This window comes from Brevundimonas sp., from assembly GCF_035627055.1.
Taxonomy (GTDB): domain Bacteria; phylum Pseudomonadota; class Alphaproteobacteria; order Caulobacterales; family Caulobacteraceae; genus Brevundimonas.
Genome location: NZ_DASPMM010000014.1, coordinates 34,657 through 57,443 on the forward strand (window position 1 = coordinate 34,657; position 22,787 = coordinate 57,443).

General features: G+C 70.8%; 22 protein-coding genes. 11 read left to right on the top strand and 11 right to left on the bottom strand.

What is annotated here, in order from left to right:
- Window positions 1–83: 83 nt before the first annotated feature.
- A complete protein-coding gene (fni, locus tag VEA98_RS06210) occupies window positions 84–1,106 on the bottom strand; it encodes a type 2 isopentenyl-diphosphate Delta-isomerase (RefSeq protein WP_324811847.1) in 1,023 nt (340 codons plus the stop codon).
- A gap of 26 nt (window positions 1,107–1,132) precedes the next feature.
- Window positions 1,133–2,968, bottom strand: coding sequence for a PPC domain-containing protein (locus tag VEA98_RS06215; RefSeq protein WP_324811850.1), 1,836 nt, complete (start codon window positions 2,966–2,968; stop codon window positions 1,133–1,135).
- A gap of 95 nt (window positions 2,969–3,063) precedes the next feature.
- On the opposite strand from VEA98_RS06215, the gene folD reads away from it, so the two are divergent.
- The 5 genes from folD to VEA98_RS06240 all read left to right on the top strand — a co-directional run bounded on the left by folD (window position 3,064) and on the right by VEA98_RS06240 (window position 7,053).
- Window positions 3,064–3,987 carry a bifunctional methylenetetrahydrofolate dehydrogenase/methenyltetrahydrofolate cyclohydrolase FolD gene (gene folD / locus VEA98_RS06220; RefSeq protein ID WP_324811852.1) on the top strand — a complete coding sequence of 308 codons (924 nt, stop codon included), beginning with the start codon at window positions 3,064–3,066 and terminating at the stop codon, window positions 3,985–3,987.
- Between the two features lie 61 nt (window positions 3,988–4,048).
- Complete coding sequence (locus VEA98_RS06225; RefSeq protein WP_324811854.1) at window positions 4,049–4,720, top strand: LemA family protein; 672 nt, start codon at window positions 4,049–4,051, stop codon at window positions 4,718–4,720.
- Window positions 4,717–5,538, top strand: a complete 822-nt coding sequence (locus VEA98_RS06230; protein WP_324811856.1) for a TPM domain-containing protein — start codon at window positions 4,717–4,719, stop codon at window positions 5,536–5,538. Before VEA98_RS06225 ends, VEA98_RS06230 begins: the two co-directional genes overlap by 4 nt.
- Window positions 5,538–6,224 (top strand): TPM domain-containing protein, encoded by a 687-nt coding sequence (locus tag VEA98_RS06235; protein ID WP_324811858.1) that lies wholly within the window; start codon window positions 5,538–5,540, stop codon window positions 6,222–6,224. Before VEA98_RS06230 ends, VEA98_RS06235 begins: the two co-directional genes overlap by 1 nt.
- 94 nt (window positions 6,225–6,318) lie before the next feature.
- Window positions 6,319–7,053, top strand: a complete 735-nt coding sequence (locus VEA98_RS06240) for an endonuclease/exonuclease/phosphatase family protein (protein ID WP_324811861.1) — start codon at window positions 6,319–6,321, stop codon at window positions 7,051–7,053.
- Here VEA98_RS06240 and VEA98_RS06245 read toward each other — a convergent pair.
- On the bottom strand, window positions 7,043–8,506 hold the full coding sequence (locus VEA98_RS06245) for a phospholipase D-like domain-containing protein (protein ID WP_324811864.1): 1,464 nt from the start codon (window positions 8,504–8,506) through the stop codon (window positions 7,043–7,045). The genes VEA98_RS06240 and VEA98_RS06245 overlap by 11 nt on opposite strands.
- Before the next feature lie 208 nt (window positions 8,507–8,714).
- Between VEA98_RS06245 and VEA98_RS06250 the strand changes: the two genes are divergently transcribed.
- Both VEA98_RS06250 and VEA98_RS06255 read left to right on the top strand, forming a co-directional pair.
- Window positions 8,715–8,900 (top strand): hypothetical protein, encoded by a 186-nt coding sequence (locus tag VEA98_RS06250; RefSeq protein ID WP_324811866.1) that lies wholly within the window; start codon window positions 8,715–8,717, stop codon window positions 8,898–8,900.
- 116 nt (window positions 8,901–9,016) lie between these two features.
- Window positions 9,017–11,557: a tipN gene (locus tag VEA98_RS06255; protein WP_324811869.1), complete on the top strand. Its 2,541-nt coding sequence runs from the start codon at window positions 9,017–9,019 to the stop codon at window positions 11,555–11,557.
- 13 nt (window positions 11,558–11,570) lie between these two features.
- Here VEA98_RS06255 and VEA98_RS06260 read toward each other — a convergent pair whose 3' ends face one another.
- On the bottom strand, window positions 11,571–12,728 hold the full coding sequence (locus VEA98_RS06260; RefSeq protein WP_324811872.1) for an MFS transporter: 1,158 nt from the start codon (window positions 12,726–12,728) through the stop codon (window positions 11,571–11,573).
- Window positions 12,729–12,777: 49 nt separating this feature from the next.
- On the opposite strand from VEA98_RS06260, the gene VEA98_RS06265 reads away from it, so the two are divergent.
- Window positions 12,778–13,149 carry a DUF423 domain-containing protein gene (locus VEA98_RS06265; protein WP_324811876.1) on the top strand — a complete coding sequence of 124 codons (372 nt, stop codon included), beginning with the start codon at window positions 12,778–12,780 and terminating at the stop codon, window positions 13,147–13,149.
- A gap of 29 nt (window positions 13,150–13,178) precedes the next feature.
- The gene (gene pip, locus VEA98_RS06270; RefSeq protein ID WP_324811878.1) at window positions 13,179–14,153 is read left to right on the top strand and encodes a prolyl aminopeptidase; all 975 of its coding nucleotides are present in this window, start codon (window positions 13,179–13,181) and stop codon (window positions 14,151–14,153) included.
- Between the two features lie 101 nt (window positions 14,154–14,254).
- On the opposite strand, the gene VEA98_RS06275 is transcribed toward pip, so the two are convergent.
- The 7 genes from VEA98_RS06275 to VEA98_RS06305 all read right to left on the bottom strand — a co-directional run bounded on the left by VEA98_RS06275 (window position 14,255) and on the right by VEA98_RS06305 (window position 21,690).
- Window positions 14,255–14,719: a DUF6173 family protein gene (locus tag VEA98_RS06275; protein ID WP_324811880.1), complete on the bottom strand. Its 465-nt coding sequence runs from the start codon at window positions 14,717–14,719 to the stop codon at window positions 14,255–14,257.
- 29 nt (window positions 14,720–14,748) lie between these two features.
- Window positions 14,749–15,900 (bottom strand): rod shape-determining protein RodA, encoded by a 1,152-nt coding sequence (gene rodA, locus VEA98_RS06280; RefSeq protein WP_324811883.1) that lies wholly within the window; start codon window positions 15,898–15,900, stop codon window positions 14,749–14,751.
- On the bottom strand, window positions 15,897–17,963 hold the full coding sequence (gene mrdA, locus VEA98_RS06285) for a penicillin-binding protein 2 (protein WP_324811886.1): 2,067 nt from the start codon (window positions 17,961–17,963) through the stop codon (window positions 15,897–15,899). Before mrdA ends, rodA begins: the two co-directional genes overlap by 4 nt.
- A complete protein-coding gene (locus VEA98_RS06290) occupies window positions 17,960–18,478 on the bottom strand; it encodes a hypothetical protein (RefSeq protein WP_324811889.1) in 519 nt (172 codons plus the stop codon). Before VEA98_RS06290 ends, mrdA begins: the two co-directional genes overlap by 4 nt.
- Window positions 18,475–19,545, bottom strand: coding sequence for a rod shape-determining protein MreC (mreC, locus tag VEA98_RS06295; protein WP_324811892.1), 1,071 nt, complete (start codon window positions 19,543–19,545; stop codon window positions 18,475–18,477). Before mreC ends, VEA98_RS06290 begins: the two co-directional genes overlap by 4 nt.
- Before the next feature lie 149 nt (window positions 19,546–19,694).
- A complete protein-coding gene (locus VEA98_RS06300) occupies window positions 19,695–20,735 on the bottom strand; it encodes a rod shape-determining protein (protein WP_168048822.1) in 1,041 nt (346 codons plus the stop codon).
- 235 nt (window positions 20,736–20,970) lie between these two features.
- On the bottom strand, window positions 20,971–21,690 hold the full coding sequence (locus VEA98_RS06305) for a TVP38/TMEM64 family protein (RefSeq protein WP_324811897.1): 720 nt from the start codon (window positions 21,688–21,690) through the stop codon (window positions 20,971–20,973).
- 144 nt (window positions 21,691–21,834) lie between these two features.
- On the opposite strand from VEA98_RS06305, the gene VEA98_RS06310 reads away from it, so the two are divergent.
- Complete coding sequence (locus VEA98_RS06310) at window positions 21,835–22,518, top strand: hypothetical protein (protein ID WP_324811900.1); 684 nt, start codon at window positions 21,835–21,837, stop codon at window positions 22,516–22,518.
- A complete protein-coding gene (locus VEA98_RS06315) occupies window positions 22,511–22,720 on the top strand; it encodes a helix-turn-helix transcriptional regulator (RefSeq protein ID WP_324811902.1) in 210 nt (69 codons plus the stop codon). The genes VEA98_RS06310 and VEA98_RS06315 overlap by 8 nt, the downstream gene beginning before the upstream one ends.
- Window positions 22,721–22,787 lie beyond the last annotated feature (67 nt).

Consider the following 22,787-nt stretch of genomic DNA (forward strand, 5'->3'; position numbering starts at 1 on the left):
AACAGATCGCCTTCGGCGCCGCTGGGTCCCCCGGTCTGCGCGGCTACGCCGCTTGCCGGGGGATGACGAAAGCAATGAGGGGCTCACCCCTGCAGCGGGGCCTTGCGCAGGGCGGTGAGGTTGGCCGAGCCGGTGCAGAAGCAGACGGTGCGCAGCTGGCGGATGACGGTCTGGAAATGCTCGACCACCGCCTCGGTCGAGACGGTGGCGGCGGCGAGGACGCCGGCGGCCTGAGCGACCATGTCCGCGCCGAGGCGGATCGCCTTCGCGGCCTGCACGCCGTCGGCGATCCCGCCCGAGCCGATGATCAGCGTCTTCGGGCAGGCGGCGCGGACCTCGGCGATGGCGCGAGCGGTGGGGATGCCCCAGTCGGCGAAGACGGCGGCGTGGGCCTTGTCGCCGGGGTCCGTCGCCCGCTCGCCCTCGACCGTGGCCCAGTTGGAGCCCCCTGCCCCGGCCACGTCGATGCCCGCCACGCCCATCTCCGCCAGACGTTTCGCGGTGGCCGCCGAGATTCCCGCGCCCGTCTCCTTGACCAGCACGGGCGCGTCGAGCGCCTTGACCAGGGCCTGAAGCGCCGCGCCGACGCCCCACCAGTCGCGGTCGCCTTCGGGCTGGCAGGCCTCCTGCAGGGGGTTGAGGTGCACGATCAGGGCGTCGGCGGCGACCATGTCGAGGACCCGCCGCGCCTCGTCGACGCCGAAGCCACGGGTCAGCTGGGCGGCGCCGATATTGGCGAGGATGGGCGTGTCGGGGGCCTTGAGGCGCAGGGCCATGTCGAGGCCGGGGGTCGGACCTTCGGCTTCGAGGGCGGCGCGCTGGGAGCCGACGGCGAGGGCGATGCCGAGATGTTGCGCCGCCTCGGCGAGGCGGGCGTTGATGGCTTCGGCCCGGCTGGGCCCGCCCGTCATCGAGCTGATCAGCAGGGGCGTCTTCAGCCGGCGGCCGAGGAAGTCGACGCCGAGGTCGATCTTGCCGTGGTCGAGATCCGGCAGGGCCTCGTGCACGAAGCGGACGCCGGCGAAGCCGCTGTCGAGGCCGTGCCGGGCCTTTCCGGCGAGGATGACGTCGAGGTGCTGGTCCTTGCGGGCGGTGATGTCGGTCAAACGCTTACTCCGCCGCTGGCCGCGGCTCAGGGCTGCTGCTTCTCGACGGCCAGGGCGTAGGCGCCCGTCTGGCCCTGCTGATAGGCCCCGGCCCGGACCTCGAAGGTCCCGTCCTCCGGCGCGGTCCACTCCAGTTTGGCGTGGGTGTCGGACAGGCCGTCGTCGTCGGAGCCGAGGACCTCGAATTCGCCGTCGCCCTTGTCGCGGCCGATGGCCACGAAGCTGTCGAGGTCGTTCGAGACCATGGTGATGAGCAGTTTCTCGTCCTTGCGCAGGGTGATGCGGTAGGCGTCGTAGAAACTGTTGGTCTCGGTGGTGGCGTCGGTCTCAGTCAGGGCGCCCCAGGCGGTCGAGCCGAGCAGGATGCTGCCGGGCTGGGGCTGGGGACCGCGATCGATCAGTTCGAGCGCGTAGAGGCCCTTGCCCTCGGAGCCGAGCGGCAGGGCCCGCAGCACATAGTCGCCGTCCTCAGGCAGGGTGAAGCTGAGGCGCGAGTCGGTGCCCTCCATCAGGCCGTCGTCGTCCGAGGCCAGGGCGCTGAACTCGCCGTCGGCCTTGCCAACCTGCAGGAAGGTGTCGAAGTCGCCGGACCGCATAATGGCCTGGATTCTCTGGCCCTCGCGGCCCGAGAAGGCGAAGGCGTCATAGCCGCGGTCGTCGTCGTCACGCGGATCGCCCTCGCCGATTTCGCCCTGCAGCGTGGCCCCGAAGGCGATCGCCTCGGGCGCGCGATCCGGCTCGACCTCGGCGATCGACAGGCTGTAGGCGCCGGTGGCCTCGGAGAAGGCCCGCGCCTCGATGATGTAGGCCCCTGTGCGCGGCAGGGTGAAGATCAGGCGCGAATTGGTGTCCTCGGGCCCGCCGTCGTCGTCCTGGTCGAGGCTGACCCGGTTCTCGTCGAACAGTTCGAGGTAGGTGTCGAAGTCCGTGGAGGTCATGTCGATGCGCACGCGCTGGCCCTCGCGGCCCTCGAAGCGCCAAGCATCGGTGAGGATGCCGTTCGCGTTCTTGCCGTCGCCCTCGGCGAGCTGGCCTTGGGCGGTGGCGCCGATGGCGATCGGATCGGCCGCGACGGGCGGCGGACCCTCCTGCAGCGCGAGGCTGTAGGCGCCCACGGCCGAAGCGTTCAGCGGCGTGACGCGGACCAGGTAGTCGCCGTCGTCGGGGGCCGTGAAGACGAGGCGTGAGTTGAGGCCGCTGTCGGGCCCGTCGTCGTTCTGGGCCAGTTCGACGAAGGCGCCGCCCTCCATGCGGCCGACGCGGACGACCGGATCGAAGGCCTCGCTGTCCAACGCCACAGCGAAGCGCTCGCCCTGACGGGCGCGGAAGCTGAAGGCGTCGTAGGGCAGGCCGTCGTCGGCTTCCGGGTCGCGCCCCGACAGCTCGCCGCGGACGGTCTGTCCGAGGCGGAGGCTTGAGGGTCGCGGGGGGCGGGCCGCAGGCGGGCGTTCGATCAGGCTGAGCGTATAGGCGCCGCCCTCCAGCCCCGACAGCGGGCGGGCGCGCAGGACGTAGGTTCCCGTGGCCGGCGCGGTGAAGCGCAGGCGCGAGTCCGTGCCCTCGCCGAGGCCGTCGTCGTCCGTGCCGAGGGCGTCGGCCTCGGGATCTTCCGGAAAGACCTCTAGGAAGGCGTCGAACTCGCCCGACCGCAGCACGGCCTCCAGCCGCTGGCCGGCGCGGGCGCTGACGGCGTAGTCGTCGTAGCGGTAGGAGTCCTCGACCGCGGTCAGGTCGCCATCGCCGATCGAGCCCTCGACCGTGGCCCCGACGGCCAGCGGCTCGGCCGACTGCGCCAGCACCGGGCCGGCGGCCAGGACGAGGGCCAGGCTGCTGGCGGCGGCGAGAATGGTCTGACGGCGCATGCGGTCCCCCTGATTGCGGCTCGATCATAGACGCCGAACCGCGCCGTCTGTAAATCGCGCACACCGCACGATTCCTGACGACCGGAGCCGAAACCATGACGGCCGATCCCGCCCGCGCGACCCTGATCGACGGCAAGGCCTTCGCGGCCGGGCTGGTGGAGCGCGTGGCGGCGGCCTCGGCCCGGCTGGAGGCGGCGCACGGCGTCAAGCCGGGTCTGGCCGTGGTGATCGTCGGCGAGGATCCGGCCAGCCAGATCTATGTCCGCAACAAGGGCGAGACCACGGCCCGGGCCGGAATGCGGTCGGATACGCACCGCCTGCCCGCCGAGACGGACCAGGACTCCCTGCTGGCGCTGATCGCCGCGCTGAATGCGGACGCCGGCATCCACGGCATCCTCGTGCAGCTGCCCCTGCCCCGTCACATCGATTCGGCGGCGGTGCTGGGCGCGATTGATCCGGACAAGGACGTGGACGGGTTTCATGTGGTCAACGCCGGGCGGCTGGCGGTGGGCCTGCCGGGACTGGTCCCGTGCACGCCGCTGGGCTGCCTGATGCTGCTGAAGTCCGAACTGGGCGATCTGTCGGGACTGAACGCGGTGATCGTCGGGCGTTCCAACATCGTCGGCAAGCCGATGGCGCAGCTGCTGCTGGGCGAGAGCTGCACCGTGACCATCGCCCATTCGCGCACACGCGACCTGCCGGCGCTGTGCCGGACAGCCGACATCCTCGTCGCCGCCGTAGGACGGGCGGAGATGATCCGCGGCGACTGGATCAGACCGGGCGCGACGGTGATCGACGTGGGCATCAACCGGGTCCCGTCGCGCGATCCGATGAAGGCGGCGCAGGGCAAGACGCGCGTGGTGGGCGACGTGGCCTTCGACGAGGCGGCGGGGATCGCCGGACGGCTCACGCCGGTGCCCGGCGGGGTGGGGCCGATGACCATCGCCTGCCTCCTTGCCAACACCTATACGGCCGCCTGCCGCGCGGCTGATGTTGCGCCCGAAGCGCTGGACGCTTGAACGGCGAACCCTAACCTCCGATAGTCGTTCGTCCGGGTCTGCACCCAGTCAGGAGACGACGATGAATCCCTTGAGCTCACGGGCCGCGGCTCTCGCCGTCGTGGTGGTCCTGGCGCCGGCGGCCGCCGGATGCGGCATCAACTCGATCCCGACCAAGGAGGAGGCCGCCAAGGCCCGCTGGGCCGACGTGCAGTCGCAGTACCAGCGGCGCTCGGACCTGATCCCCAACCTCGTCGCCACCGTCCAGGGCGCGGCGATCGCCGAACGCACCACCCTGACCCAGGTCATCGAGGCCCGGGCCCGCGCGACCGGAGTGACGGTGACGCCCGAAACCCTGACCGACCCCGCCGCCTTCCAGCGCTACCAGGCGGCGCAGGGCCAGCTGAGCCAGGCGCTGTCGCGACTGATGCTGGTCGTCGAACGCTATCCGGAAGTCCGCTCCAACCAGAATTTCATCGCCCTGCAGTCGCAGCTGGAAGGCACCGAGAACCGCATCTCGGTGGCCCGGCGCGACTACAATGAGGCCGTGCGCGACTACAACACCTCGCTGCGCACCTTCCCGACGGTGATCTGGGCCAAGACCATCCATGGCGGGTCCGAGCCGATGCAGCTGTTCACCGCCACCGAGGCGGCGCAGACCGCGCCGACGGTGAATTTCGACGCTCTGAACCCCGCCCAGCCGGGCGGGGGCGCCGCCCCCGTGACGCCCGGCGCGGCGCCGCCCGCCCGGTGAGTTCATCCCCGATCCGCTGGCCTGACCGCCTGCCCGCCCTGCTGGTCGCGCTGCTGACCGGACTCTGGCTGGCCTGCGCGCCGGCCGCTCTCGCCCAGACGAACGCACCGCGCTTCCCCGCCCTGAGCGGACGGGTGGTCGACCAGGCCAGGCTGCTGACGCCGGAGAAGGAAGCCGCGCTGACAGCCAGGCTGGAGGCGCTTGAGCGTGACACCTCCGACCAGCTGGTGGTCGTCACCGTCGAGAGCCTGCAGGGGCTGGAGATCGAGGACTACGGCTATCAGCTTGGTCGGGCCTGGGGCATCGGCCAGGCCGAGAAGAACAACGGCGTCCTGCTGCTGGTCGCGCCCGCGGAGCGCAAGGTCCGGATCGAGGTCGGCTACGGCCTCGAAGGGGTGCTGACCGACGCCCTGTCGGCGCTGATCATCCACGACGAGATCCTGCCCTCCTTCCGCGAGGGCTATTTCGAGCAGGGCATCGAGAAGGGTGTGGACGCGATCGACAAGCAGCTGCGGCTCGATCCGGCCGAGGCCCAGGCAAGGGCGGCGGCGGCGGCGAAGCCCAAGGCGACCGTGCCGGTCGGTCCGCTGATCATGATCACCATGATCCTCGGACTGATGTTCATCTCGATGATCGGCGGACTGGCGCGGGGCGGCCGGCGGCGGCGCGGCTCGGGCGTGGGGCCGATCCTGATCTGGGCCGCGTCCGAGGCGCTGCGCAACAGCGGCCGGGGCGGCGGAGGCGGCTTCGGCGGCGGCGGCGGATTCGGCGGCGGCGGCGGGAGCTTCGGCGGCGGCGGGGCGTCGGGCGGATGGTGATGAAACTGACGACACAGGCCCAGGAGCGGATCGCGGCGGCCATCGCGGCGGCCGAGGCGCGCACCTCGGGCGAAATCTTTTGCGTGCTGGCCCGACGGGTGTCGTCGTACCGCGACGTGTCGCTGGGCTGGGCCGCGGCGGCGGCGCTGATCCTGCCGCTGGGCCTGATCCCTCTCGGCCTGGAAGCGGCCTGGATCCCGGGCATGGCGGACAGCTGGGAGGCGGCGCAGCTGGCGGCGCGCGACGTCTCCATCGGCCACGCGCTGAGCGCCTACGCCGTGATCCAGGCCGTGGTCTTTCTGGTCACCTATCTGATCACCCGGCTGCCGCCGGTGACGCGCTGGGTCACCCCGCGCGCCGTGCGCCGGGCGCGGGTTCGGGACGCCGCCGTGCAGCAGTTCCTCGCCCATGGGCTGCACGTCACCAAAGCGCGCACGGGGGTGCTGATCCTCGCGGCCCTGTCCGACCATCAGGTCGAGGTCGTCGCCGACGAAGGCATCCACGGCAAGGTCGCCCCCTCGGTCTGGGGAGACGCCGTCGAGGTCCTGTCGCAGGGGCTGAGGCGCGGCGATCCCGCGGCCGGGTTCGAGGCGGCGGTGGAGTTGTGCGGCGGGGTGCTGGCGGCGCATTTCCCGCCCGGCGCCGGCAATCCCAACGAGGTTCCGGACCGGCTGGTGGTGATCTGAAGGCGGGCCGGAACGCGGCCTGCCGGGGTCGCATTCCTCTCTGAAATGGCCTAGCCCGAGCTGACAGAGCGTTTCGGCCCGTTTCCAGGACTTCATGCCCCGCCTGCTGACCTACAATGTGCATCGCTGCGTCGGCGTCGACCGCAGGCTGGATGTCGCGCGCATCGCGGCGGTGATCGCCGAGCATGAACCGGACGTCGTCTGCCTGCAGGAACTGGACGTCGGGCGCGTTCGGACCGGCCTCGTGGACCAGGCCGGCGCGATCGCCGATCGTCTGGCCATGACCTTCCACTTTCATGCGGCGATGAAGGTCGAGGCCGAACAGTATGGCGACGCCATTCTGACCTTGCGGCCCGAACGGCTGGTGAAATCGGGCGCCCTGCCGACGATCCGGGGCGTGCCCGGGCTGGAACCGCGCGGCGCGCTGTGGGCGGCGATCGATTTTGACGGCGCCACGCTCAACGTCATCAACACCCATCTGGGCCTGGTCCCGCGGGAACAGCGGCTGCAGGCCGCCGCCCTGCTCGGCGAGGGATGGCTGAGCCATCCGTCCTGCACCGGACCGACCCTGCTGACCGGCGATTTCAACGCCACCTCGATCACCCGCCCCTATCAGGCGCTGGCGCGGCGCCTGTCCGACTGCCAGCGCAGCCTCGGCTTGCGACCGTCGGTGAAGACCTTCCCGTCCAGCTTCCCGGCGATCCGCATCGACCATTGCTTCACCAGCCCGGAGGTGGTGGTGACCGGGGTCACCGCGCCGTTCTCGCCGCTGGCCAGGATGGCGTCTGACCATCTGCCGCTGGTCGTGGATTTCGAGATCAGGCGCTGATCCGCGGCCGGTTGCGCTGCGATGGGCTGCGCCGCTTCCACGGGCGGAACGCGTCCCCCGGGGCGGTAGGGTCGCCGAGCTGGAATTCGGCGATGAACCGCTCGACAGCCGACGGCGGCTCCGCGCCCAGCGTCTGCATCCGGCCGGTGTCGAAGCGCTGGATGGCCTCGCCGACCGAGCCGACAAGAGCCTCGGCCGCGGCGAACTCGTCGGCGCTCTCGCCGATCCAGTGGCCGATGGTGCGGTGACGGAAGCGCCGGATGGCCGCGCGCCCCTCCGGCGTGGCAGGCGCGGCGGCGACGTCGCACTCGGTGTCGAAGCCGAACGAGCGGTTGTTCAGATTGGTCGATCCGATGCGGAGCACCTCGTCGTCGTAGATTGAGACCTTGGCGTGGACGATGATCCGTTCGCCGCCCGTGGTGTGGGGCGCGAAGGCGAAGAAGCGGTTGTTGCGATCGGCCTGTTCGAGCCGGAACAGGACCTCGGAGCGGGCGGTGTCCATGGTCATCTGGTCGAACCAGCTGGGGCTGCCGCCGGTCGAGACCAGCACGACTTCGGGGCCGTCCGGCTCCGCCAGGCGGGCGGCCAAGGCCTCGGCGATCTTCGGCGAGGTGAAATACTGGTTCTCGAGGTAGATCAGCCGGCGCGCCCGGCGGATGGCGTCGAGGTGCAGGCGCTCGTTCTCGCGCACCTCGGTCCGCGCCGCCCAGGCGGGCTCGGTGCGGGCGATGCCGACGGGGGTGTCGAACAGATCGGGCTCGACGCCGTCCGGCCACGGATCCTCGGCCGTCTCCGCCGCGACCGTCCGTTCGGAGGTGGCGCGGAACCAGCGCTCCCGCGCCAGGTCGCCGAGGGCCCGAGCCGCCGGGCCATCCATGACGCACATCACCTCGTGGCGCGGCGGCGGGATCAGGCCCGAGGGCTGGCAGCGCCGCGGATCGCCGTCCAGATGCTCGGCGGAGTCCCAGCGGTCGGTGCTGATGTCGCCGCCCCCGCAGAAGGCCACCGCGTCGTCGATGATCACGACCTTCTGGTGATGGCAGGCCCCGAGGGGGCCCGGGCGGTCGAGGCGGAACTCCACCATCCGCTTGCGGAACCAGCGCTGGGCCCGATGCGGGAAGAAGCCCTGCGAGGCGGCGATGACCAGCGGCGACTTCCAGATCAGCAGCCGGACGTCGAGGTCGGGCCGGGCCTTGACCAGCATGCGCAGCCGGTGGCCGATCTGGGCGTGGTGGTCGTCGGGCAGGGTCTCGGGGTCGAGGCGGGTGCGCGGATCGAACTGCCAGCCCAGCACCACGACGGAGCGCCGCGCCTTCTCCAGCGCCGAGTGAAGCGCTTCGAAATAGGCGGCGTTCTCCATCAGCACCGCGAACCGCCCGGCGGTCTCGACCCGCCAGCAGTTCCGGCCGGGCGTCAGCCAGGACTCGTTCTGTTCGTCCGCCGAAAGGCTCATGGAGGCAGCCTGACCGATTCGCATGACGGCGGCGCGCGCCCAAGCTCTACAGGACGCATGCCGGCCGGTTCCGTTCCATCATGGGCCGCCGGCGGTCAATCCCGCGCGGTCGTCGTCTCCCCGGCGCCCGGGGCCGTTCATCGCGACCGATTGCCGGAACGACGGTTTCAGGGCATAAGTCGCTCTCAATCTGACGGGGAGGTCGGCGATGCAGGCGCTGATCGAAATGATCATCGGCTTCATCGCCATGCTGGCCGCTGCGGCCCTGTCGCAGTTCGGCCTGCAGCTGGACGCCCCGAACAAGCCCCAGCGCGAGGTTCACCGGGTGCGCGACTGCAACGACAAGCCCCCGGCCGCCCTCCTCGCCGCCGCCGAACGCCAACAGGACTGCTGACGCCCGCACCGGATTTGTCGGCGCTCGCCTTTGCGCGCCGCGAATGAGCCGCTAGGGTTCCGCCGGGTCGCGCGCCCCGGCTGCGCGACGTCGCAGCCTGACGAGATCGCCGCCTTATGAAGTCGCCCCGCCAACGGCCGCCGTTGAACCTCACCGAGCCCGATCCTGAGGTCGCGGCCGTGGCCGAATTCGAGGCCCCGCCCGAGCCGGCCCCCGCCCCGGAGCCGTCGCACGAGGCGGTGACGGAGCGGCCGATGTCGGAACGCCGGCGCCGCCGCCTCGCCGAGGAGCAGCGCCAGGCCGAACAGAGGGCGGCGGAGGCCGCTGCGCGCGAGACCGCGGCCGCCGGCCCAACGGCCACGGCGGAACTGGCCCAGTCGGCCGACGCCCCGCCGGTGGCCTATGAGCCGCCCGCCTCGCCCGCTCCGCCGGCGCGACGGGCCGAGGCCGCCCCCTCCGGACGGCACGCCTATCTGCTCGCCGGCGTGTCCGCGGCCCTCTGGATCGGAGGCGTGGCCGCCTGGCTGGCCTTCGAGATCGGTTCGGGCGCGGCCGAACTGGAGCCCCTGCGGCTGGCCGTCTACGCCCTGATCGCCCTCGCGCCGGCCGGACTGGCCATCATGCTGGCCCATGCGGTGCGGCAGGGCGGGGGGCTGGCGGCCGAGACGCGCCGGGCGCGGCAACTGTCCGAGGCGCTGATCGCCCCCACCGCGCTGGCCGCCCAGCAGACCGGCGAGGTTCTGCAGACGCTGCGCAACGACATCGATCAGGCGTCGCTGGCCGCCGAGCGCGCACGCCACGACATGACCCTGCTGCGCGAGGCGCTGGCGCAGGAGACGGCGCGACTCAACGAAGCGGCCGAGACCGCCGGCCGCACCGCGCGCCGGCTGGCCGAACAGCTCGGCCACGAGCGGGACCAGATGCAGACGCTCGGCGTGCAGCTGGACAGCCAGGCCACGGGCGTGATCGACGCCGTGGAACGGCAGTCGCGCATGGTCGTCGACGCCTCCGACCTGGCCCAGACGCAGTTGCGCGAGGCGGAGGCCGCGCTGGCCGCCCGCGCCGCCGATCTCGCCGCCGCCGCCGGCGAGGCGCAGGACGCCGCCCGCGTCGCCGCCGACGACCTGGCCCGGCAGACCCTGCGGCTGGAGAACGCCGGCTCGGGCGTGGCGGAACAGATCCAGTCGGTGGAGGAAGGCCTCGGCCAGCAGCGCGCGGCGCTCGTCACCGCCGCCTATGCGCTTCGCACCGATCAGGAGGATTTCTCGGCCCAGGTCGAGAGCCAGCGGGCCCAGCTGACCGAACAGCTGTCCGCCACCCGCGCCGTCACGGACGAACTTGGCCAGACCTCGGCCCGGACGACCGAGAGCATCAAGGACCTCGTCGAGGCCGCGACCGATCAGTTCCGCGCCCTCGTCGAGATGTCGCAACGCGAGGCCGACGGCTTCGACAGCGCGACCAAGCTGGCGCTCGACAAGTTCGAGGCGCTGGCGGCAGAGGCGCGCGACGCGCTGGTGGAGGAGACGCGACGGGCGCTGGCGGCCCTGCAGGCCACGGCCGAGGACTCGCGACTGGCCGCCGAGGAGGCCGCCGAACAGGCGCAGGTCCGCGCCGACCGCCTGGGCGAGGCGCTGTTCGAGGCCGCGCAGAAGGCCGACCAGGCCGCCGACGCCCGGGTCGACAGCGCTCGCCGGATCGTCACCGAGACCAGCGGACTGGTGGACGAGGCCGGCCAGCGGGCGCTGGAGCAGCTCGAGGCCACGGTGGAGCGGATGAACACCGCCCTCGCGCGGGTCGAGGAGGCGATGGGCGAGCTGGACGAACGCGCCGCCCGCCTGCCGGAGGAGGCGCAGAAGCGGGTCGACGCGGTGCGCGCCACGGTCGAGGAAGGGCTCGCCGCCCTGTCCGCCGCCTCGCAGAAGGCGGCCGCCGACACCGAGGCGCTCGACGCCGGCTTCCAGGAGCGGGTGCGGCGCAACTACGACATGCTCACCGAGGCGGTCCGGCTGATGGGCGTGGTCTCCGGCGACAGCCCCGGCGGCCGCCGCCGCGAGGCCGCGCCGCCGGCGCCCTCCCCCGATCTGGAGACGCCGGAGCGCGCCCGGCCTGAACGGCCCGAGCGCAGCGAGGCGCCGCGCGGCTTCGGCCTTCGTGGACGGCTGAAGCTGGAGCCGATGCCCGGCGCGGCGCAGCCGAACCAGCCGGAGAAGGATCGGCTGGGGTGGAGCGATCTGGTCGACGAGGGCGGGCCGGGCGACCCGCCGCTGGACCTCGACACCCCGGTCATGCCGGCCGCCGACGGCGAGGCGCTGGGCGAGCGGATCACCAGCGCCATTCGCCGCATGGGCGTCGATCCGAACGCCCTGCTGCCCCGCTCGCGCGTCGAGGAAGCCGCCCAGGCGGTGGCCGCCGGCGATCCCGACCGGGCCCGGCAGATCGTCCGCCGGGTCGCCCCGGCGGCGGTGCGCAGCGTGTCGCGGCGGGTGCTGACCGACGCCGACCTGCGCGCCGACGCCGAGGCCTATGTGCGGAGCTTCGCTCGCGACCTGACGGCCCGGGCGGCCGCAAACGACGGGCCGGGCGTGCTGGGCCGTCTGACTTCCGACGGCGGGCGGGCCTTCATGCTGCTGGACGCGGCGATCGGCGACCTGTCCTGAGCCCCCTGCCCGCTCAGACCGCCAGTCGGCGCCTCAGAGAGGCGGCGGCGATCAGGCCGGCGACCGACATCGCCGCCATGGCCGCGTAGCCGCCGGCCCCGAACCGATCGTAGAGCGGGCCGGAGGCGGCCGTGGCGAGGCCGATCAGCACCCCGGCCGACAGGACCGAACTGAGCGTCTGGGCGGCCGTGTGGCTGTCGGGCGGCGACAGCCGTTCGACGATCTGAACCCCGGCCAGGAAGGTGGCGGCGAAGGTCAGGGCGTGCAGCGCCTGCAGCGGCCACAGCAGCCACAGCGGCGGGGCGAAGGCCATGGCGCTCCAGCGCACCACGGCGGCGGCGGAACCGACCATCAGCAGGCTCCACGGGCCGAGACCGACGCGGCGTCGCCACGGCTCGAACAGCCACATCAGGGCGATCTCGACGACGACGCCGAAGGCCCAGAGCCAGCCGGTTACGGCCTCGCTTATCCCTTGGGTTTTCCACAGCAGGGCCGAAAAGGCGTACTGGAAGGCGTGGGCCGCCTGGACCGCGCCGATGGCGAAGATGGCGGTCATGAACACCCGGTCGGCCATCAGTCGACCGAGGCCGCGGAAGCGTTCCAGTCCGGCCACGGGCGCGCCATCCGCGACCCGCTCCGGCGGCAGGGTCAAGGCGGCGACGGCGGCGAGGCCGAGGGACGCCGCCACCAGCCAGACGATGACGCCATCGGCCGGCCAGTGCAGCAGCAGGGCTCCCATGCCGATGTTGGCGACGACGAAGGCGGCCGAGCCCGCGCCGCGCGGCAGGGAGAAGCTGAATCCGAGCCGCCCCGCCAGTCTGAGCGTCATGACATCGGTCAGCGGCACCAGCACGCCCATGGCCGTGGCCCCGATGAACCAGCCCAGCGCGCGGACGGCGTAGATGTCGGACACTCCGGCGAGGCCGTAGCCCGCCGCCATGACCAGACCCATCAGGGCGATCGGCGTACGACGGTAGCGGAAGCCGTCGGCCCAGACCGCGAGCAGCGGGCCGGTCACCGCCCGGGCCAGCATCGGGGCGGCCAGCAGCGTGCCGATCTGGGCGCCGCTCAACCCCTGCGAGCGCATCCACAGGCCTGCAAACGGAAGGGACACGCCGGTGGCGCCGAAGAGCAACACATATTGCAAAGCCATGCGCTGGGCGGCGGTCATGGCGGCCGAATAGCAGACGGCGGCGCTTCTGTCGGCTAGCGTTCACAGCATGACAGTCGATCGCAGTCTTGCGGTGTTCGCCGCCCTGAACGGTGCGCTCGCCGTGGCGCTGGGCGCCTTCGCGGCGCACGGCGCGGGGCCGCAGGTGAAGTCCCTGCTGGCGACCGGCGCGCACTACCAGTTGGCGCATGCCGTTCTGGCCCTCGTCTGCGCCATCTGGCCGGCCCGAAACCGGGTTGTCACGGTCGCCGGATGGCTGGCCGCCGCCGGGGGGCTGGTGTTCGGCCTCGCCCTGTCCGCCGTGGCCCTGCTGAGCCTCCGCGCCATGGGCGCTGTGGCCCCGATCGGAGGCCTGCTGATGATCGCGGCTTGGCTTTTGATCGCCTATGCCGCATTGCGGACACAAATCGACCGCGCCTGATCCACCACGAAAAGAGACCGAGTACCCGTATGGCCTTTCCCGCGCCCGAAACGCCGCGCCGAGACCTGTTCCCCGAGATCGAACCCTACGCCACCGGCTTCATGCCGACCGACGGCGTGCACGAGATCTATTACGAGGAGTGCGGCAATCCCCAGGGCCTGCCGGTCGTGGTGCTGCACGGCGGGCCCGGCGGCGCGGTCAATCCGGGCATGCGCCGCTATTTCGACCCGTCGAAATACCGCATCGTGCTGTTCGACCAGCGCGGCTGCGGCAACAGCCGGCCGAACGCCTCGCTGGAGGACAACACCACCTGGACGCTGATCGAGGACATCGAGCGCCTGCGCGAGCTGCTGGGCATCGACAAATGGGTGGTGTTCGGCGGCAGCTGGGGTTCGACCCTGTCGATGGCCTATGCGATCACCCATCCCGAACGGGCGGCGGCGCTGGTCCTGCGCGGCATCTTCCTGCTGACCAAGCCGGAGCTGCACTGGTTCTATCAGGAGGGGGCGTCGCACCTCTTCCCCGACGCCTGGGAGCGGTTCATCGCCCCGATCCCCGAGGCCGAGCGTCACGACCTGATGGGCGCCTATTACAAGCGGCTGGTCGGCGATGACCGGGCCGAGCGGGAACGCTGCGCCGTGGCCTGGTCGAGCTGGGAGGGCGAGACGGTCAGCGTCGAGGGGCCCGAGGCGCGCCCCGACAAATTCGCGGAGCCGGACTTCGCGGTCGCCTTCGCCCGCATCGAGAACTGGTATTTCACCAACGGCGGCTTCTTCCCGGAGGAGGGCTGGCTGCTGAAGAACATCGGCCGCATCCGTCACATCCCCTGCTGGATCGCACAGGGCCGGTTCGACGTGGTCACCCCGATGACCAGCGCCTGGGCGCTGCATCGGGCCTGGCCGGAAGCGAAGCTGGATGTCGTCAGGGACGCGGGCCACGCCTCGACCGAGCCGGGCATCGTCGACAGCCTGGTGAGAGCGACGGATTGGGCGGCTTCCCTCTAGGCAGCAGGCAGCAGGCAGCAGGAAACGATACCTGGGCGTGCCCCGCTCCTCCTAACCCATAGTCCCCAGGCCCTGTTCCTGCTGCCTGATGCCTGACCCCCTCACTTCGGGTTCGTCTTCTCGACCATCTCCGACAGCTGGAAGCCGATGCGGCGGGCGGGGCGTTCGTCGGGCTTCTTGCGGACGTCGAGGAAGACGTTGATCTGGGCGTAGTGCTGGATCAGGCGCACCGGCTTGCCGTCGGCGTTCTTGCCCAGGAACATGATGAAGTCCGGGCCCCAGAAGCCGACGTCGTCGATCGACATGGTGCCGTCGCCGGGCAGGCCGACGATGCGGGCGCCGACCTCCTCGTCCCGGTCGAGGCCCTTCTCAAAGTCCTCGATCAGCTTGGACAGGCGAACGAAGGCCCATTCCGCGGGGTTCTCGCGCATGCGCACGCCGTCGGTCAGGGCCGCGGTCTGCTCGGCCGTAGCGGCCGGCAGCACCGGTTCCGGGCATGGGGCGTCGCCGCAGTCGGAGACGAACAGGGGCGTGGCGGCGGCGGAATCGGCTTTGGCTTGGGTCATGACCCGAACCTAACGCGCGAAAACGCGGATCAGAACAGGCCGTGTCCCTTGGGCAGTTCGGCGTAGCGGTGGACGCGGGTGGCCAGCACCATGCCGAAGCCGATCATCACCGTCAGCATCACCGTGCCGCCGTACGACAGCAGCGGCATCGGCACGCCGACCACCGGCGCAAGGCCCATGACCATGGCCCCGTTGATCAGGACGTAGAGCGCGAAGGTGGCGGTCATGCCCGCCGCGCCGAGGCGGCCGAAATGGCTGTGCGACAGCGAGGCGATGCGCAGGGCGATCAGGATGATGGCGATATAGCAGGCCAGCACTGTGAAGGAGCCGACGAAGCCGAACTCCTCCGACACCGCGGCGAAGATGAAGTCGGTGTGCTTCTCGGGCAGGAATTCCAGCTGGCTCTGGCTGCCCAGCCCATAGCCCTTGCCGAGCAGCCCGCCGGAGCCGAGCGCGATCTTGGACTGCATGATGTGGTAGCCGGTGCCGGACGGATCGCCCTCCGGATTGAGGAAGGTGAGGACCCGGTTGCGCTGGTAGTCGTGCATGCCGAACATGATGTACGGCGGCACCGTGACCGCGGCGAGCACGCCGCCGGCGGCGATGATCTTCCAGCTGAGCCCGGCCATGAACATGATGGCGGCGCCCGTCAGCCCGATCAGCATGGCCGAGCCGAGATCGGGCTGGTGCGCCACCAGCAGGAACGGCATGCCGATCATCAGGGCCGGCACGATCAGCTTCCAATGGAAGCTGGCCTCGCGGGCCGTCGAGCCGTGATACCAGCGCGCCAGGGCCAGGACGAGACCGATCTTCATGATCTCGGACGGCTGGATGCGGGTCACTCCGAGGTCCAGCCAGCGCGTCGCGCCCATGGCCGTGTAGCCGAACAGCTCGACGCAGACCAACAAGAACAGGGCCAGGCCGTAGAGCGGATAGGCGAGGCGGAACCACCATTTCAGATGGATCAGCGACAGAACCAGCATGGCGACCAGAAGGACGCCGAAACGGATCAGATGGTTGGCGGCCCACGGCGTCCAGCTGCCCTTTGCGACGGAATAGAGCATCAGGCCCCCGACGCCGGCGACCACGCACAGCAGGGCGGTGAAGCGCCAGTCGATCTGGGTCAGCTTGACGGTGAGCCGTTCGCGCTCGCCGGGACGGGTCAGGGCGGAAGCGGTCATCGGCGCGGCTCGGACAGATAGGGGCGCGGGCCCGAGGTGGCCGTCGGCGCCTGGCGCGGCGCGGGTTCGGCGGCGGCCGGGGCGGCCACAACGCCGTCCGGATCGTCGGGCGCGGCGCCGAAGGTGTCTTCGTCCGCAGCCGGCCCCTCAGGCGCGGGGGGCAGCGGACGCTGGATGCGCTCAAGCATCTCGGGATCCTTGAGCAGGGTCGTTCGCATGATCTCGCGAGCCCGCGGCGCGGCGGCCGTGGCCCCGCCCTTGCCGCCGTGCTCGATGATCACGGCGACGGCGTAGCGCGGCTCGTCGACCGGGGCGAAGGCGACGAACAGGTTGTGGTCCTTCAGCGCCCAGACATTGCTCTTGCGGGAGCCGGTCCCGTAGCTGCGGACCTGGGCCGTGCCGGTCTTGCCGGCCATCTGGATGTCGCCGAGGCCCAGCTGGCTTTGGCGGTAGGCGCCGCCGGTGACGTCGTTGGCCACGGCCACCATGCCCTGACGGACGATCTCGAGATGCTCGCGCGAGAAGGGCAGGTCCGGCACCTCGGCGCCGCTGGGCTGGTCAACGCCGCCGACCGACTTGACCAACCGAGGCAGGATCGCCTTGCGGGCGTTGGCGAAGCGCGCGGTCGTGACGGCCAGTTGCAGGGCGGTGACGTTGACGTCCCCCTGCCCGATCGCCACGGACAGGGTTTCGCCGGGAAACCACACCCGGGATTCCGGATTGGGATTGTTGCGGTTGTAGTGAGCCTTCCAGGCCCGGCTGGGGACGGTCCCCGCCTTCTGGTTGCCGACCCCGATGTCGTAGGTCTGCATGAAGCCGATCTTCTTGGCGACCTCCTGGATCTTGTCGACCCCAGCGCGGTTGCACATATGATAGAAATACACGTCGCACGAGTTCTTGATGGCGTCGTGCATCGTCTGGGGGCCATGGCCGCCGGCGTCCCAGCAGCGGAACACCCGGTTGCCGTAGCGGTAGCCGCCGGTGCAGACCACCCGCTCGGTCGGATCGACGCCCGACTCCAGCAGGGCCAGGGCGGTGGTCAGCTTGAAGGTCGAGCCGGGGTGGAAGACGCCGTTGATGGTCTTGTCCAGCAGCGGCTTTCTCTCGTAGTCGGCAAGGGCGCGGTAGATGCTGGACGGCACGCCCCCGACAAACAGGTTCGGATCGAACGACGGGGCCGACATCATGCAGAGGATGTCGCCGTTGCGGACGTCCATGACCACGCAGCCGCCGGACTCCTCGCCATAGACCTCCAGCGCCCGGTTCTGCACATCGGCGTCCAGGGTGAGGACGATGTCCTTGCCGGGAACCGCCGGGCGCGAGCCGCCGACGTCCTCGGCCACGACCCTTCCGCGGGCGTTGACCTCGACCCGGTTGCCGCCGGCCTCGCCGCGCAGGTCCGCGTCGAAAGACTTCTCCACGCCCTGGCGCCCGATGCGGAATCCCGGATTGTAGAGAATCTCCGGGACCTTCTCGCCGCGCGCCTCGATCGCCTTGATATCGCGGTCGTTGGGCTTGGCGACATAGCCGATGACATGGGCGAAGGCCCCGCCGAACGGGTAGTAGCGGGCCTCGTTCATGTCGGCCATCACGCCCGGCAGCTCGTTGGCGTAGAGATTGACCTTGGCGAACTCCTCCCAGGTCAGGTCGCTCTTGACCGGCACGGGCGAGAACCGCGGCGCGGCGTTGACGTCGCGGATGATGGCGCGGCGGCGCTCCAGGGTGTCGGGCAGCAGGCGGCCGAGCAGGTCGAGGGTCTGGTCGAGGTCCTTGGTCTCGTCGCGGACCACCAGCACGCGGAAGCTGGGGCGGTTGCCGGCGATGACCACGCCGTTGCGGTCGAGGATGCGGCCCCGCGGCGGCGGCACGAGGCGGAAGTTGAACTGGTTGTTGGAGGCCAGGGTGGCGTATTCGCCGGCCTGAAAGACCTGGAGCTGGGCCAGACGGCCGGTCAGGGCGACCCCGGCGAGCGTGGTCAGCCCGCCCAGCACGAAGGTGCGGCGCAGGAACGACCCCTGCCGCTCGTTGGCGTCGGAGAAGAAGATCGACGGTTCCGAGCTCATCGGAATCTCACGTCGCCGTCCTCGAACCGTTCGATCAGCCGGTGCGCAAAGGGAAACAGCAGCAGCGTCGGAACGAACTGCAGGACCACGGAGATCAGGCTGGCGGGCGTCGGGGCGATCACAGCCATGACCAGATAGGCCAGGACGAAGGCGAGAAGGCAGCAGGCGGCGTACCAGACGAACAGCACCGCTGTGTCCTGACCGGCGAGAAAGCTGCGCGACGCCAGCACCACGCTGTAGATGGCGAGGAAGGTCAGGCCCCAGAGCCCGAGCGGGCTGTAGGTCAGGACGTCGAGCAGCAGGCCGAGGGCCATCAGCATCAGCGGTGCGAGGACCGACGGCCGGATCAGCGGCCAGGCGAAGGCCAGCACCATGGGGATCACCGGCTCCGGCAGGTGCAGCCCGAACAGCTCGACCGGGGTCTGCAGGACGATGGCGGCCGCGACGGTGATCAACGCCGGATAGACGATCCACTGCATCGGGCCGACGACGCGGACCGCGACGGGGCGTCTCATTCGGTCCCTCCGGGAGTCGCGGCGGCGGGGGGAGCGGCGGCCTGGGCCGGCGGCGTCGCGGCGGGGCGGGCCGGCGGGACCTGCGCCGGGACCGGGCCTTGCGCGGTTTCGCGGGCGGCGGCGCGGCGCGCGGCCGAGTCGGTGATCGCGGTGGTCTGGGCGATCGTGGCCTCGGCCAGGGTGTCGAGCGCGGCCAGGGGCGGAGCGATCAGGTCGTCCGGTCCGATCAGCTGGCCGAAGTCCTCGAACAGCATGACCCGGACGTAGTCGATGGCGCCGCGGTCGCTGAACAGCTTGACCCGCCAGGACCCGTCGATGCCCTTGGCGGCCACGCCGATCGGCACGCCGCGAGGGAAGCCGCCGCCGTCGCCGGAAGACAGGATGCGATCGCCGGCCTGGACCGAGCCGACGCCGCGCACGAACTCCAGCCGGGGATTGCCCGAGCCGTCGCCGGTCAGCAGGGCGCGGGCGTCGGTGCGGTCGACCAGCACCGGCGTGCGGCTGGCCACATCGGTGAGCAGCAGCATGCGGCTGATATTGGGCGAGGTCCCGACGACCCGACCGACGAGGCCGTGCTCGTTGATCACCGGATTGCCGACCTTGACCCCCTTGGCCGAGCCGACGTCGATCAGGCGGGCGTTGGAGAACGGGCCGCGTGTGTCGGAGATGGAGCGGGCCGTGCGCATCTGCACCGGCGGCTCGGGGCGGATGCCGAGCATGGCCTCGTAGCGGGCGTTGACGTTCTTGAGGGCGATCGCCTGGTCACGCCACGGCTGCAATTCCGCGAGTTCGCGCTTGAGACGGCGATTCTCCGAGACCGCGAAGAAATAGCCGCCGACATAGTCGCTGGCGTGGCCGAACCAGCGCACGGGGGCCGCGAACACGCCGCCGACCGGGCCTGACACGCTTTCGACGCCGGCGCGCACCGGCTGGTAGGGCGAATTCTGGGCCCGGGCGTCGCTGATCAGCAGCAGGACGCAGCCCACGGCGGCGACCACGACGGCGACCGCCGCGGTCCAGACCAGCGGCACCTTGATGTTTTCGAACGGTCCGTCGCGAAACGCCACGGCGCGCCTTCCTCAGAAAAAGGGAATCAGCGGGACGCCCCCCGCCGATCTGCCGAGCCTATCGCAAAAACCGGGCCGTTTGGAAACCGCCGCAACCCCGATGCCGTCAAGGATGACAGGGATTTGAGGCGGCGTTTCGACTGCAGCCCTCAGAGGGCCGAGTCGAGCACGCCCTTCATCCAGCGCGGATGCTCAAGCACCCGGCCGCAGCCGATGGCGACGCAGGACAGCGGATCGTCGGCCACGGAGACCGGCAGGCCCGTGTGGTCGCGAATCTCGGCGTCCAGGCCGCGCAGCAGGGCGCCGCCGCCGGTCAGCATGATGCCCTTGTCGGCGATGTCGGCGGCCAGCTCCGGCGGGGTGGCTTCCAGAGCGACCTTCACGGCCTCGACGATCTGGGTGACCGGCTCGGCGAGGGCTTCCGCCGCCTGACGCTCGGAGATGCGGACCTCGCGGGGCACGCCCTGCATCAGGTCGCGGCCCTTGACGTCGATCGACAGGCCTTCGCCGTCGGCCGGGATACGGGCCGTGCCGATGTCCTTCTTGATGCGCTCGGCGGTGGTTTCGCCGATCAGAAGGTTATGGTTGCGGCGCATGTAGCTGATGATCGCCTCGTCCATCTTGTCGCCGCCGACGCGGACCGAGCGCGAATAGACGATGCCCGACAGCGACAGCACGGCCACCTCGGTGGTGCCGCCGCCGATGTCGACGACCATCGAGCCGGTCGGCTCGTGGATCGGCAGGCCGGCGCCGATCGCGGCGGCCATCGGCTCGTCGATCAGGCCGACGCGGCGAGCCGAGGCGTTGAGGCAGGAATCGTTGATGGCGCGGCGCTCGACGGCGGTGGCGCCCGACGGCACGCAGACGATGACCTTGGGGTTCACGAAGCCCTTGCGGTTATGAACCTTGCGGATGAAGTGCTTGATCATCTCCTCGGCGACTTCGAAGTCGGCGATGACCCCGTCGCGCATGGGACGGATGGCTTCCATGTGGCCCGGGGTGCGGCCCAGCATCTGCTTGGCCTCAATGCCCACGGCGTGGACGATCTTGCGGCCGCCGACGTTGCGGAGCGCGACCACCGAGGGCTCGTTCAGCACGATGCCCTTGCCCTTCATGTAGATCAGGGTGTTGGCGGTGCCGAGGTCGATGGCGATGTCGTTGGAGATCGCGCCGAAAATGCTGTTGAACATGGATCCGGGATACCGTTCGTTCGGGCCTTGATTAGGGCGTTCGCAGTCTCGATCCGCTTCGGCGACGCCCCGGCCGCGCGCATCCCCATCCGCGCCGCCTCCTGATCGTTACGCCTGACCGACCGAAGGCCCGTTTGGCAGTGTGCGAAGGCGATTACAACCCCCATGCAGCCTATCCGGCGCACCCGGCGCGGCTATGCCCACCTTGGCCGTTCACGTTCGCGTCAGCCAAGCTTCAGTCGGGCGCGCCGGCGGCCCGCTCGCGCCGCTTGACCAGCTCGCGCACGCCCAGCATCAGCCCCAGCCAGACCACCGCCACGCCGGCCAGGATCGCCGAGGTCCAGATACCGTCGCCGGACACCGCCGACACCACCGCTCCACCGAAGAAGGCCACCAGCGCGGTCTTGGGCAGCACCCCGAGGGCGCAGCCGAGCAGATAGGCGGGGAAGGAGGCGCGGGTGGCCCCGAACGCCATGTTGACGACGATGAACGGGGCCGAGGGCACGTTGCGGATCATGAAGCTGGCGTAGAAGGCGTTCTTGCCGACGAAGCCCTTGAGCCGGTTCAGGGTGCGGCCGCCGAAGCGGTCGAGCATCCGGGCCGTCGGACCCCGCCCCAGCCAATAGGTCACGCCGGCCGAAACGATGGTCGCGATCCAGCTGTAGAGAAAACCGAACCACGGCCCGAACGCGACGACGCAGGCGGCGATCAAGATGAACTGGGGCGCGCCGATGAAGGCGGCGGCGATGAACAGGATCACCGTGGCCGCAAAGGCCCACGGGCTCCCGGCGTAGCCCTGCAGCCAGGCCTCGAGTTTTTCCTCGGCCGCCAGCCCGAGCTGGCTCTTGCCGACCATCAGCAGGGCTACCGTCGCGCCCAGCAGCAGGGCCGTCGCCAGCGCTGCCCGCCAGCGGCGGCCTTCCATGTTGAGGATGAAGTCGAGGAGCGCGCGCATGCAGCCGCGGGAATAGCATCGGCTGACGCCGGGAGCGAGAACCCTGGGGCCCGGCCCGCAACGACCGCAATGACAGCGCTCTTGAAACTTGTAACCCATAGGTGACATGTAACCCCAAGGTGACATGACTTGGAGGGACCAAACGTGGACGAGCAGGAGCTGGCGAGAACGCGGCGCGAACGGGCGCGAAAATTCTACGGCGGCCTCGCACTGGCCTTCGTGGGGCTGGCGGCCGTCGCGGTCGGTTGGGTCGTCGCCCAAGGGAAGAGCGGCGACGCTGCGACAGGCCCGGGTTTCGCGGTCGGACTCGGAGCCGCCTTCGTACTGGGCGGCGCCCTCGTGGCCTGGACGGCCCGGCCGGGAAACAGAGGCTGGATGTCCCAGGGCTCCCAGGGCAAGCGGGAGCGGCTGCAGGGGCAGCGGTCGCGGCAACTGTTCCTGTTCCCGCTCGTGGCCCTGATCTTCACCGGTCTGGCGATCGAGCCGGCGAACGAGATCGTCTCCGGAGCCGGCGGATTGCGCGACTACCTGTCGGTGACCCTGCCCGTACTCTACGCCTGGCTGACCGCCGCCATCGCCATGGGATGGGACGGACAGTCCCGGCGGAACCGCCGGTTCCTGGAGGACGAGCTGACCCTTGCGATTCGCGCGCGCGCCATGACGGCGGCCTTCCTGGTCCTGATGATCGGCGCCACGGCGGCCCTGGGCCTGGCCCTGGCCCGACCGCAGCTCGGAGCGGTGGCGTTGTTGGTCGCGCTGGCGGCCGCAGGCGCGACAGCGGGCGTGCGCTTCGCCTGGCTCGATCGCGAGGCCGGCCAGGATGGGTGATCCGCGGCTGGCGTCCCGTTTGAAGGAGGCGCGAACGGCGGCGGGGCTGACCCAGGCCGAACTGGCCGAGAAGGCCGGGGTGTCGCGCAAGACGGTGAATACGGTCGAGAACGGGGTCTTCATTCCATCGACGATCCTCGCGCTCTCGCTGGCCCGGGCGCTGGACGCGCGCGTCGAGGACCTGTTCTGGCTGCAGGACTGAGCCGCTCGCCATTTCCGCCTTGCCCCCGCGGGACCCGGCCCCCTAGTCTCCCGCCAGCCGTCGCTTC